Below are 11,871 nucleotides of genomic sequence, written 5' to 3' on the forward strand. Positions count from 1 at the left end.
TTTGTTCAAAAACTCGGCAACCGAATGGCGCGGACGCCATTCAGCGGGGCAAATAATTCCCCCTAAAGCCTTCAGGTCTGTGTGGGCTTGCCTGAATAGCGCCGGCCATGCGGCATGTTGCCGATTTTTGAACGCTTCGGAGCCAACCCAAGCCTGTTGCGACAGCCAAGATGTTCTCTGTTAGTGTGGAGCAGATGTCGAGTAATGAATCTGTTGAACGCTGCAATTGACTCATACAAAGAAAAACGCCTCAACTATTACGAAACAGATAGTTGAGGCGTTATATTTTGATTACGTTATTAGAACAGCATGCTGAAGATTGAAACGTACATTAAGGCAGCACCACCGAGGACAAATAGGTGCCAGTAGACGTGACTCATGGGCAACTTTGGAATTAAGTATACGCCGGCACCTAATGTGTAGGTAATACCACCAGCTAATAGCAGATTAAATGCAAACGGTGTTAACGAATGGTGTAATGATGGAAAGGCTAAGATGATTAGCCAGCCCATTACAACGTAAATGAGGACCGACACCCAAGGCCAGCGCCCGACGAAGAATAGGTCGTAGACGATGCCGGCGATTGTTAGCCCAAGAATTGTGCCCCAAATTGGCCAGCCAACATTATGTGGTAAGAACAACCAAGTGTAGGGCGTGTAACTTCCCAAAATGACTAGGTAGATGCCAGAGTGATCTAGGAATTGAAATACCTTACCAGCTTTGGTGAAGACCAACGCATGAAAGAGGGTTGAAGCAAGCAGGAAAGTGATGATTGAAACCGCGTAAATCCAAAGGGCGGCCATTGTAAAACCGTCAAAGTCAGCGTGCATGCTTTCCCAAAGTAGCAATGTTGCACCAACGACGGCGGCTAATACGCCAAGTCCGTGGGTGACGGCGTTTAGTGTTTCATAGGTAATTAAGTAACGGCGATTCTCATTTGTTAAGACAGGCATGATGCACACCTCCGTGTTTTCGTTTTTTATTGTTGTAACTATCATAACGCGAACATCTAGTGTTGTAAACTAGATGAACTGAATTTTGACTTCAAATGGTTACTGACGGTCATTTTCTGTATACTGTATCGGTAGTGAAAATGTTGGGGTGAAAAATAATGATGACCTTGTTGAAAGGCATGATGATTGGTTTTGCGTTCGTTGCACCAATCGGCATGCAAAATTTGTATGTGTTTAATAACGCAATGAACAATCGCTTGCGGCGGGCGTTCTTGTACGTCCTGTTTGTGTGGATTGCTGATTCGGCGTTTTCAATGGCCGCGTTCTTCGGGATGGGGGCGTTGATTAGTTCTCATGATACGCTCAAACTAATTGTGATGCTGTTGGGGGGCTTGTTAGTAATGTGGATTGGTTACGGCATTCTACGAGGCGCCAATTCAGTGCAACTTAATACGCAGCAAAATGCTGTATCCTTGAAGAAGGCGCTGGTGACAGCGGTTATTGTGTCGTGGGCTAATCCACAAGCATTGATCGACGGTAGTTTGATGCTTGGTGCACTACGCGGAACTTTGGCAGATTCACAAGTGTGGCCGTTTATTATCGGTGTTATTATAGCGACTTTTATTTGGTTTAATGGCATCACGATTACGATGAATCTGTTAAAAGATCGGCTACCCAAACGAGTCTTGGTCTGGGTCAATATCCTTTCTGCAATCATTGTACTGGGATACGGCGTATACTTATTGGTAGAAGCAATCAGTATGTTAATTTAAGAAATGAGGCGAAAAAATGCCATTACTACGATTTGATTTATATAAGGCAGGTCGGGAAGATAAGTCACGTGTGAAGCAACTGTTGGACTTATCATACGAAGTGATGCGTGAAACGTTTGGTGCGCCTGAAGGGGACCGTTACCAAATCGTGAGCTACCATGAGCCAGAAGATTTCATTATGGCAGACACAGGGCTTGGCTTTACGCGAACGAATCAATTTATTTCTTTGTCAGTTCGTACGCGTCCACGCACAACTGAACAGAAGGAAAACTTCTATCGTGAGTTGGTGGCACGCATTCATAGCGATTTGGGGATTGATCCACAAGACGTGATGATTAATCTGGTATCAAACACGGATGAGGATTGGAGCTTTGGTTTAGGTAAGGCGCAATTCTTGACGGGTGACTTGTAAAGTTACATTGTGACTAAAATTTATTTCTGTTATAATGAATATATTAACGAAAGAGGTATCTGGCAATCGCCAGGTACCTCTTTCCTGCTTTAAGGGGATATAACGATACCGTTAACAATTAACAGGGGGATGGCATTATGGCAGAGACAAAAGAACGTTACGTGACATATGAAGAATTCAATGACTTCAAGCATCACGACTTTCAGGAAGTAAAGGATGACCTGAAAGATCTCCGCGAAGATGTCACCGAAATGCGAGCTGACTTGCGGGTTATGGATACTCGTCTGACAAACGTGGAGAAGACGCTCGAAACGTTTGCGACTAAGGACGAGATGCAGTTGATGTTCCATGACCACTCGTCAGCAAATCGAAAGGGAATGTATCGTGCACTCGGCGTAATGACGGCCGTCTTGGGCGTGTTAATGAGTATTTTGCAGTATTTAAATTAAATGTAGGGGGGCTGTTATGGCAAACAAGGAACGCTATAAGACGCAGACGACATGCAATGATTTCAAGCATCACGATTGTTGAAAAATAAATGATAGCCTCAAAGAATGGCGTACAGACATGACCGAAATTCGAGTCGAGTTGACAAAAGCGCGTGGTGAACTACGAATTTTGAATTGGCGCATGGCAAATGTAGAGAAAACACTCGAAACGTTTGCGACTAAGGAAGACATGCGAGTGATGCTGCGGGACGTCGTACAAGCTTTCCAAGCGGCCAATCGAGAGTCACGACAGAATTTTAGGAAATATATTTATCAAGCGACGGGGCTTATGACGGTGGTGTTAGGTGCGTTAATGGGATTCATACATTATTTCTATTGATTGAACTATGGGGGATCTATGACAGAGACAAAAGAACGCTACGTGACATATGAAGAATTCAATGACTTCAAGCGCCATGATTTTCAGGAAGTGAAGGATGATATCAAAGATTTACGTGGTGAGGTGAAGGAACTACGTGGCGACGTGACAGAAATTCGGATTGAATTAACAGAGTTGCGAAGTGAGATGCAAGGAAGCTTGAATGTGCTTACGCAGCGGGTAGACGGCATCGTAGCCTCATTGAATTGGTATAAGTACGTTTTTGTGCTTGTGGTATTGGTGCCATTTATTGAACGGCTAATTTCAAAATTTTTTTAGGTATTAATAAGGGAAAATATCATGTCGGTAGAGACAAGGGGGCGTTATGTGACGGATGAGAAATTTGAGGAGTTTACGGACCATGATTTTCAAGAATTAAAGCAAGGTGTCAAAGACTTACGCAATGCCGTAAGGGAAATACGGATTGATTTGAAGGAAATTCGCATCGAATTGACAGAATTACGTGGTGAGGTGAAGGCTCTGACACAACGAGTTGATGGCATCATTACCACATTAAACTGGTACAAGTACATCTTTGTACTGGTGGTTTTACTGCCGTTTATTGAGCGCTTGGTGTCACGCTTCATTTGAGCGGTATGCCTTGCTTTTCTAACTAAATAAACGTAAAATATCGTTTATAGCAATTCACTAAAAAGTAAGTTAAACGTCGATTGTCCAGCGAGTGCACAGGTGATGAGAAGTGCATCAATCAGTTTAAGTGAAAGTAGTTAGTGGGCCGCACCGGTGAACGTGAGTAGTCGATGCCGTGAGAAACGCGTTAAGTTCTAACGAGATAGCGGGAGTAGTCCCGTTAAATCAGGTGGTACCGCGATTAAGTCGCCCTGATCATACAAATTAGTATGGTTAGGGCGTTTTTTATTTGCGACCATCCGTTATATAAGATAGCTATTATTCATAAGGAGAATTTCACATGCGCGAAATTGATATGCCTGGAAAGTATGACGCTACTGCTGTTGAAGCTGGCCGTTATGACAAGTGGGTACAAGAGAACCGCTTTAAGCCATCAGGAAACGATAAGGCTCGTCCTTACTCAATCGTTATCCCACCACCAAACGTTACAGGTAAGTTGCACTTGGGACACGCTTGGGACACGACGTTGCAAGATATGATTATCCGTCAAAAGCGTATGCAAGGCTTTGACACATTGTGGTTGCCAGGAATGGACCACGCCGGTATCGCAACGCAAGCTAAGGTTGAACAACGTTTGGCTGAACAAGGTGTGTCACGTTACGACTTGGGTCGCGAAAAGTTCGTTGACCAAGTTTGGGACTGGAAGAACGAATATGCTGCAACCATCAAGTCACAATGGGGTAAGATGGGACTTTCTTTGGACTACTCACGTGAGCGTTTCACGTTGGACGAAGGATTGTCAGAAGCTGTTCGCAAGGTCTTTGTGACGTTGTACGAAAAGGGCTTGATCTACCGTGGTGAGTACATCATCAACTGGGATCCTAAGGCTCGTACGGCTTTGTCAGATATTGAAGTTATCCACCAAGATGATGAAGGTGCTTTCTACCATGTAAAGTACCCATTCGTTGAAGAAGGGGTAACTTACGATGGTAAGGACTACATTGAAATTGCTACGACACGTCCTGAAACGATGTTTGGTGACGTTGCCGTTGCCGTTCACCCATCAGATGAGCGTTACAAGGACTTGGTTGGTAAGATGGTGCGCGTACCACTTGTTGGTCGCGAGATTCCAATCATTGCCGATGAATACGTTGACCCAGAATTTGGTTCAGGAATGGTGAAGATTACACCAGCCCACGATCCTAACGACTTTGGTGTTGGTAACCGTCACGACTTGGAGCGCATCAACACGATGAATGAAGATGCGTCAATGAACGAGCGTGCCGGCAAGTATGTTGGTATGGATCGCTTTGACGCACGTAAGGCGATCGTTGCCGACTTGCAAGCTGAAGGCTGGATGCTTGAAATTGAGCCAATCGTGCACTCAGTTGGTCACTCAGAGCGTACTGGTGTACCAGTTGAGTCACGTTTGTCAACGCAATGGTTCGTTAAGATGCAACCATTGGCTGAGCAGGCTTTGGACATGCAAAAGTCAGACGACCGTGTTGACTTCTACCCACCACGTTTCGAAGATACCTTCACGCGTTGGATGGATAACATCCACGACTGGGTTATCTCACGTCAACTTTGGTGGGGACACCAAATCCCAGCTTGGTACCACAAGCAAACGGGTGAGATGTATGTTGGTATGGAAGCACCTGAGGATATCGAAAACTGGGAGCAAGACTCTGACGTTTTGGATACGTGGTTCTCATCAGCTTTGTGGCCATTCTCAACGATGGGTTGGCCTGATGAAGATGCCGCAGACTTCAAGCGTTACTTCCCAACCAACACGTTGGTTACGGGATACGACATCATCTTCTTCTGGGTTGCTCGTATGATGTTCCAATCAAAGGAATTCACGGGTCGTCGTCCATTTAAGAACGTTTTGATTCACGGTTTGATTCGTGACGAACAAGGACGCAAGATGTCAAAGTCATTGGGTAACGGAATTGACCCAATGGATGTCATCGAGAAGTACGGTGCCGATGCATTGCGCTGGTTCTTGGCAACTGGTTCAACGCCAGGTTTGGACGTTCGTTTCTCATACACGAAGATGGACTCAGCTTGGAACTTCATCAACAAGATTTGGAACGCTTCACGTTACGTTATCCTGAATTTGGATGACGAAACGAAGGCTGAGTTGCCTGCTGACTTGTCAGTTTTGACGTTGGCCGACAAGTGGATTTTGTCACGTTTGAACGAGACAATTGCTTCAGTAACGAAGAACTTTGACAAGTTCGAGTTCGGTGAGGCTGGTCGTTCATTGTACAACTTCATCTGGAACGACTTCGCTGACTGGTACATCGAAATGACCAAGGAAACGTTGAACGGAAACGATGAAGCTGCCAAGAAGAATGTGCAAGCTGTTTTGGCTTACGTGTTGGACAACACATTGCGTTTGCTACACCCAATAATGCCATTCGTAACGGAAGCTATCTGGCTAGAGATGCCACATGATGGTGAATCAATCGTGGTTGCTGCTTACCCAGAAGAGAAGGCTGAGTTGGATAACCCAACGGCTGAAGCTGACTTCCAAAGCTTGACTGACTTGATCAAGGCTGTTCGTACGATTCGTACGGAAGCAAATGCGCCAATGTCAACTGAAATCGACGTTTTGATCAAGACGTCAGATGAAAACTTGGCACGCATTTTTGATGAAAACTCAGACTACATCAACCGCTTCGTAAAGCCAAAGTCACTTGAAATTTCTGCTGATGTGTCTGCACCAAAGTTGGCGATGACGCAAATTATTTCTGGTGCCGAAGTTTATGTGCCTTTGGAAGAGTTGATTGACTTGGATGAAGAAATTGCCCGTTTGCAAGGTGATGTTAAAAAGTTTGCTGGTGAAGTAAAGCGTGCAGAAGGTAAGTTGGGTAACGAAAAGTTCGTGAACAACGCACCTGAAGCTGTGGTTGCGGAAGAACGTGAGAAGCTAGCTGACTGGCAAGCAAAGTTGGCAGCAACTGAGTCTCGTTTGGCCGAATTGCAGGCTGCGAAGTAAAAACAGAGCATAGAGTGTTGGTTTTCTTGCGGAGCAAGAAAATCGGTTATCCGGAATTAAGACGAAAATTTCTCGGTGCGCCACAGGCGTGCTGAAAATTTTTGACTTAATGCAGTGGTGACCGAAAACACGCCAGGCGTTTAAACAGAGCATAGAGAAACGTTTTTTGCCTGAAGTTGCACCAGCCACCCTGAAATGAGATTGTTACTTCTAAAGGCTTGCAGGTCGTCGGTTTTTAGAGTATTATCTTATATATTGTTAATAACGAATTTAAGCTGTTCGTCGTTACAATGTTAGTAAATTACACTTGTAAAAGCGCTGTTCACATTTGTGGATGGCGCTTTTGCTATTCCTGTGCACTTTTGAAACAGTCAAAGCGTAAATTGTCCGTGCAAACGGCACTGATAACCGATATACTTACATTATGTCGGTTTAATAAACCGCGAAAGCGTAAGTAAGAGAGAGTGAGAACTATGTGGCGACGTAGCGAACGAATTGGCCGATGGGTGCTGGCCAGCCTAACAATATTGCTCGCCGTGGGCACGATGACTGACGTATCAGCTGCCGGGGCACCAGCTGGTCGTTTTAGCGTTTCTGGGAATGCTAAAATGCCCGATAAGGTCAAACAAGCCGTTTTTGAGGCAACTCAAGAATGGCAAACAGTTTTAAATGATGATGATTTGTTTGATGCTGCGGAACCAACTCGTACGAATGTGACAGTAGTCTGGGATACAGCACACGATGCCCGAGTCGCAAAAGACGATGCGGTGGCGGTGACGAAAAAGACGGGAAACTTGACGAAACCAGCCTATGAAATTGTCTTGTATAAACGAGATATCAATCGAGCGTTTAAGCAGGACGGCTTTGCCACACAGGAACAGCAACTTCGGACGATTATTGTGCATGAGTTAGGCCATACAATGGGGCTGACACATAGTACGAATAAGCATGACGTGATGTATCCAATGGCACTTGGGCCAACGCAACATATTACGGCTGATGATGTCCGTCAGCTACCGTTTGCAGTACGAAATGGTGTGCAACAAGATTTGGCACGACAAGATCGCGCGTGGTTTGCGCCACGACGTTGGTTGACGATGTTAACAGAAACAGTTGTGAAAACGTTCAAACGGCCCCATAGTTTAGAAATTGCGGCGTTGAGTTTTGGCGGTGCACTAGTCGTAACCGTGGTAGGGACAATGGTTTATAATCGGCGGGGACGCTGATGACAATTAGTAAAATCAATATGACGAGGTATCTGAGTTCAGGTGCCTCGTTTTTTACACCAAAAAATCGCTCTGGGAGATTGGGTGTGTTAGGATTGAAAAGATGAAAAAGGAGGTCCGTTCAGATGATTACAATTGAAACGGCAGCTGACGCCATTGCCTATATTCACGGACGTCACAAGTGGAAGAAAATACCTAGTTTTGCCAGAATTGAAGCACTTCTCGATCGATTAGATCATCCAGAACGGGCTTCTAAGTTTATTCATATTACTGGCACGAATGGCAAAGGATCGACTAGTAAGATGATTGCCCAATTGTTGCGGCAAACGGGTTTAACGGTGGGGATGTTTACATCACCCTTTATTATGACGTTCAATGAACGCGTCCAAGGAAATGACGGTAACATTCCGGATGCGGACTTATTGGCGATTATGCAGCGCATTGCGCCAATTACGGAAGCGTTGGACCAAGAATTGCCTGACGGTGGTCCAACTGAGTTTGAAACGTTAACAGCCATGATGTTTGTGTACTTTGCAGAACATCCAGTTGATGTGGTGGTCTTGGAGGTTGGTGTTGGGGGAACCTGGGATACGACTGAGGTAATTCCTGATAAAGTGCTATCGGTAATTACAACCGTTGGGTTGGATCACATGCAGGTGCTAGGCAATTCATTAGCTGAAATCGCCACACAAAAGGCGGGCATTATTCAACGTCAGCGTCCGGTAGTAACAGGACGATTACCAGAAGAAGCCCGTCAAGTCGTAACGACGGTCGCCAAGGCTGCAGGTGCCCCGATTTTTGAGCTTGGTCATGAATTTGAAGTCGCCATGGTGCCTGGTGATACTGAATGGGGTGAACGTTTTAATTTGTCAGGTACCGTAACACAGCGAGATGTGTTCGTAGATTTGATGGGTGATTACCAAATAGAAAACGCCGCTGTGGCCATCCAAGCAGCTACGTTAGCCGCGCAGTTGCTTGGTCGTGAATTGACACCTGAGATGGTTGAGACGGCCTTGGCAATCGTTACTTGGCCGGTTCGATTTGAACGCGTATCAAACACACCATTAACCGTACTAGATGGTGCACATAATCAGCACGGTGTAGATGCATTAGCTGCAACATTGGCGCGACGTTTTAAGCAACGGACTGTCCATATCTTGTTTGGGGCGTTAGCGGATAAAGCTTATCCGGAAATGCTTCATACGTTGGCTGACTTGCCTAATGTGGACCTCCACGTCGTTGGTTTTCAAAACCCAGGCAGTCGGACGGTTCTAGATCCGACTGAGGCGGCCGCTCAAGTGACTGGACACACGGTTACTGTCCATCAGGACTGGCAAACGGCCTATCAGACAGTTAAAGCGCTCGCGAAGCAAAATGATATGATTTTGTTCACAGGGTCATTATATTTCGTGTCAGAAGTTCGCGCTAATCTATAAAAATGCACACACGCCTGCACTAATCTGCGGGCGTTTTTTGGTATACTTAAATCAAGACAGTGGCGATTGGAAATAGCGGTGGTTTCGCATCACAAGTTTGATTGGCTACTTTATTAAAATGGATAAGAAGAGGGAAGTGCGATGAATTTTTTCGTCAATGAGGGACTTGCAGCACAGGGCTCGGGGATTGAACACGCCCAAGTGCAACGCGGGAAGTTATTCCGTAAGAATGGTCAGTCATTTAAAATCGTGACCCGGGTTTACAACGCCAATGGTCATCGAGATTTGCTGGCATGGCAACTAAACGATGCTGAAGTAATTAATATGTATGATTACTATGCAGGGACAGAATATGTGCCCGATCGCATCGTGACGGCTGAAGATGTTGAATGGGGTGGTCGCCGAGTTGCAGTAGTGGAGCCAATGGCTGATAAGCCTGAGACGTTTATGGCGTTTGAAGATATTGAACGAACACGTTTTTTGGGGCGTATTCACGTTGACTTGGAACACGAGAATCGGGTAACGATGGTGGAAGTGTTTGAACACTTTGGTAATTTGTTCCGGGTTGATACGTATGATTCACGTGGCTTTATTAGTCGCCAACAATATATCGATCCAGATGGTACACCTAATACGAATGTGTTTGTGGACCGTCAAGGCCGACCAGTGATTGAAGAGTTTCTACGTCGCAAGGGTCCGCGTATGTCTGAAACGATGCTGATGAACCGGCAACATATTGATGCACAAAATCAATTGGCCGATAACGCACGCATGTCAGGACAACCGTTTGAAGCTAAGCCCTTTGAGGCACCACAATTTGTTAACTTTATTGCGGGTTACCGGTTGATCAAGCGAAACGGGATGACGTACATTTTTGATTCCTTTGATGAGTTGACGGCCGAATTTGTGAACGATTTGAATAATGACTTCTACTCAGCTGAACAGCCAAATGTCTTTATTATGGATCGAACAACGGCGGCAGATGAAGGTTTGTTGCATATGGATCGACCAGCGTACATTGGCTTCCATTTGCATAATTTGCACGCTTCGGACACTCGTGATGTTATGACGACTGATGAAAATAACAATTATGAGTTTGATTTCATGCACATGAATGACTATCAAGCAATTATTTCAGCGATGCCACGTCAAACGGCTGACGTGGTGGCACGTTACGCACCAAAGGCAACACCGTTTACAATTCCGGTGGGGGTTGTCCCAGCTGAAATTCGTGAGGCAAACCGTGTGCCGATGGCTGATCGTGAACCAAATTCAGTGTTGATGATTGTGCGTCGAGCGCCAGATAAGCGTCCTGCTGCAGTAGCAGAAGCTTTGATGATTGCGAACCAAAAGCAACCGGGGCTAAATGCACACTTGGATGTTTATGGTTACTTTGACAACACTGGCAACAATAAGACCAACAAGGACTTGATTAACTTGTTCGATAAGTATGGACTACCAAAGCCAACGATGTTGAATGAGAAGGGCGAAGAGACGACTGATATTAATGAAGTCCGCCGTTTGGATTCACCAGTTGTGACGTTGCATGACTACGTTACGGATCGTGATGAGCTGTATGCTATTCACCGTTCACACCAAGTGTATGGTCTAGCGTCAATGATGGAAGGGTTCAACATTTCGATGATGGAAGCCATGTCAAATGGGCTACCGGGTGTATCGACGAATGTGAACTACGGTCCAAATGACTTGATTATTGATGGCGAGAATGGTTATTTGACGGCCTGGGCACCAGAAGGTCAAGAAGATGAATTTGTGTCTGAAATGGCTGACCGCTTCCTTGAATTATTCAACGATCCACAAAAGTTACAAGCCTTTTCAGATGCGGCTTATGACCACAGTGACCGTTATTACGAGGAAAATGTGTGGCAAGCTTGGCAAGGTTTGTTAGATGATGCAAACAAGCGCTGGCCAGCGATGGCAGCGCAGGCTCCTGCACTATCAAACGTTGGGGTTGGTGAAGGCGGTACAACGATGACGGCGTACACCCTCGGTCAACGAGCGGATGAAGTGACGATTAATGGTGTTGCAGGTGTCACTTACTTTGCAGCGAATTAAGGAGATCAGCGATGAACTTATATATAGATAATTCAGATTTACCAACGCTTGATGTCAACGTGGCTGCACGGGTAAGAGAGGACCGTGCGGCGGGCAATGATGCGAAAATTGTTGTGCGTGGGTATTACCCAGATCAACATATGCACTTGGCTAATCACGGTTTAACGGATCAAGATTTGTTGAATATGTATGATGTGTTTCAAAAGGCAACTGATGTGGATCCTAAAATGGTCCACTATCGACACAATCCGCAAATTGATAAGACACGCTATCACTTGGACGGTATTGATTGGGGGATGGCCCAGGCTCGTCGGTTTGGGACGACTTACGGTCGCAATGTGATTGATGTGGAATTATTTGCCGGCAACCCAGGTGGTCGTTCATCAATGTTGCATTACATTGACCGATTGGACCATGTTGCTGTAACGGATATTTGGGACTGGCGTGGGTTTAAGTCAGCAACTCGTTATTACCAAACGAATGGGAATATCTCAAACATTATTTTCTATACCCCAACTGGTGATGTTGCTGCA

12 protein-coding genes and 1 other annotated feature are annotated in these 11,871 nt (G+C 45.5%); of the genes, 11 read left to right on the forward strand and 1 reads right to left on the reverse strand.

Annotation, left to right across the window (positions count from 1 at the left end; all coding sequences use genetic code 11):
* Positions 1-299: 299 nt before the first annotated feature.
* The gene (locus WEIDD23_RS04050) at positions 300-953 is read right to left on the reverse strand and encodes a PAQR family membrane homeostasis protein TrhA (RefSeq protein WP_010373491.1); all 654 of its coding nucleotides are present in this window, start codon (positions 951-953) and stop codon (positions 300-302) included.
* A gap of 158 nt (positions 954-1,111) precedes the next feature.
* On the opposite strand from WEIDD23_RS04050, the gene WEIDD23_RS04055 reads away from it, so the two are divergent.
* The 11 genes from WEIDD23_RS04055 to WEIDD23_RS12720 form a co-directional block, all read left to right on the forward strand.
* Positions 1,112-1,726, forward strand: coding sequence for a LysE/ArgO family amino acid transporter (locus WEIDD23_RS04055; protein ID WP_010373492.1), 615 nt, complete (start codon positions 1,112-1,114; stop codon positions 1,724-1,726).
* Positions 1,727-1,742: 16 nt separating this feature from the next.
* A complete protein-coding gene (locus WEIDD23_RS04060) occupies positions 1,743-2,138 on the forward strand; it encodes a tautomerase family protein (protein WP_062358777.1) in 396 nt (131 codons plus the stop codon).
* A gap of 137 nt (positions 2,139-2,275) precedes the next feature.
* Entirely contained in the window at positions 2,276-2,587 is a 312-nt protein-coding gene (locus WEIDD23_RS04065; protein ID WP_010373496.1) for a hypothetical protein, read from the forward strand.
* Between the two features lie 118 nt (positions 2,588-2,705).
* Positions 2,706-2,966, forward strand: a complete 261-nt coding sequence (locus WEIDD23_RS04070; RefSeq protein ID WP_010373499.1) for a hypothetical protein — start codon at positions 2,706-2,708, stop codon at positions 2,964-2,966.
* An 18-nt stretch (positions 2,967-2,984) separates the two neighbouring features.
* Complete coding sequence (locus tag WEIDD23_RS04075; protein ID WP_010373501.1) at positions 2,985-3,284, forward strand: hypothetical protein; 300 nt, start codon at positions 2,985-2,987, stop codon at positions 3,282-3,284.
* Positions 3,285-3,305: 21 nt separating this feature from the next.
* Complete coding sequence (locus WEIDD23_RS04080; protein WP_075274783.1) at positions 3,306-3,596, forward strand: hypothetical protein; 291 nt, start codon at positions 3,306-3,308, stop codon at positions 3,594-3,596.
* Positions 3,597-3,639: 43 nt separating this feature from the next.
* Positions 3,640-3,853, forward strand: a binding site (T-box leader).
* 83 nt (positions 3,854-3,936) lie between these two features.
* Positions 3,937-6,600, forward strand: a complete 2,664-nt coding sequence (locus WEIDD23_RS04085; protein ID WP_010373504.1) for a valine--tRNA ligase — start codon at positions 3,937-3,939, stop codon at positions 6,598-6,600.
* Between the two features lie 545 nt (positions 6,601-7,145).
* A complete protein-coding gene (locus WEIDD23_RS04090) occupies positions 7,146-7,826 on the forward strand; it encodes a matrixin family metalloprotease (protein WP_197458802.1) in 681 nt (226 codons plus the stop codon).
* Positions 7,827-7,951: 125 nt separating this feature from the next.
* Positions 7,952-9,262 carry a bifunctional folylpolyglutamate synthase/dihydrofolate synthase gene (locus WEIDD23_RS04095; protein ID WP_010373508.1) on the forward strand — a complete coding sequence of 437 codons (1,311 nt, stop codon included), beginning with the start codon at positions 7,952-7,954 and terminating at the stop codon, positions 9,260-9,262.
* Between the two features lie 141 nt (positions 9,263-9,403).
* Positions 9,404-11,338, forward strand: coding sequence for a glycosyltransferase (locus WEIDD23_RS04100; protein WP_062358778.1), 1,935 nt, complete (start codon positions 9,404-9,406; stop codon positions 11,336-11,338).
* A gap of 11 nt (positions 11,339-11,349) precedes the next feature.
* A partial coding sequence (locus WEIDD23_RS12720) for a glycosyl transferase (RefSeq protein ID WP_082778309.1) occupies positions 11,350-11,871 on the forward strand: 522 nt, incomplete at its 3' end.

This window comes from Weissella sp. DD23, from assembly GCF_001579105.1.
In the GTDB taxonomy this organism is placed as follows: domain Bacteria; phylum Bacillota; class Bacilli; order Lactobacillales; family Lactobacillaceae; genus Weissella; species Weissella cibaria.

What these genes read in the sequence shown, in the direction of transcription:
- WEIDD23_RS04065 (WP_010373496.1), top strand. Translation starts at nt 2,276, where the DNA reads ATGGCAGAGACAAAAGAACGTTACGTGACATATGAAGAATTCAATGAC.
- WEIDD23_RS04100 (WP_062358778.1), top strand. Translation starts at nt 9,404, where the DNA reads ATGAATTTTTTCGTCAATGAGGGACTTGCAGCACAGGGCTCGGGGATT.
- WEIDD23_RS04080 (WP_075274783.1), top strand. Translation starts at nt 3,306, where the DNA reads ATGTCGGTAGAGACAAGGGGGCGTTATGTGACGGATGAGAAATTTGAG.
- WEIDD23_RS04075 (WP_010373501.1), top strand. Translation starts at nt 2,985, where the DNA reads ATGACAGAGACAAAAGAACGCTACGTGACATATGAAGAATTCAATGAC.
- WEIDD23_RS04085 (WP_010373504.1), top strand. Translation starts at nt 3,937, where the DNA reads ATGCGCGAAATTGATATGCCTGGAAAGTATGACGCTACTGCTGTTGAA.
- WEIDD23_RS04095 (WP_010373508.1), top strand. Translation starts at nt 7,952, where the DNA reads ATGATTACAATTGAAACGGCAGCTGACGCCATTGCCTATATTCACGGA.
- WEIDD23_RS04090 (WP_197458802.1), top strand. Translation starts at nt 7,146, where the DNA reads ATGACTGACGTATCAGCTGCCGGGGCACCAGCTGGTCGTTTTAGCGTT.
- WEIDD23_RS04060 (WP_062358777.1), top strand. Translation starts at nt 1,743, where the DNA reads ATGCCATTACTACGATTTGATTTATATAAGGCAGGTCGGGAAGATAAG.
- WEIDD23_RS04050 (WP_010373491.1), bottom strand. Translation starts at nt 953, where the DNA reads ATGCCTGTCTTAACAAATGAGAATCGCCGTTACTTAATTACCTATGAA.
- WEIDD23_RS04070 (WP_010373499.1), top strand. Translation starts at nt 2,706, where the DNA reads ATGACCGAAATTCGAGTCGAGTTGACAAAAGCGCGTGGTGAACTACGA.
- WEIDD23_RS04055 (WP_010373492.1), top strand. Translation starts at nt 1,112, where the DNA reads ATGATGACCTTGTTGAAAGGCATGATGATTGGTTTTGCGTTCGTTGCA.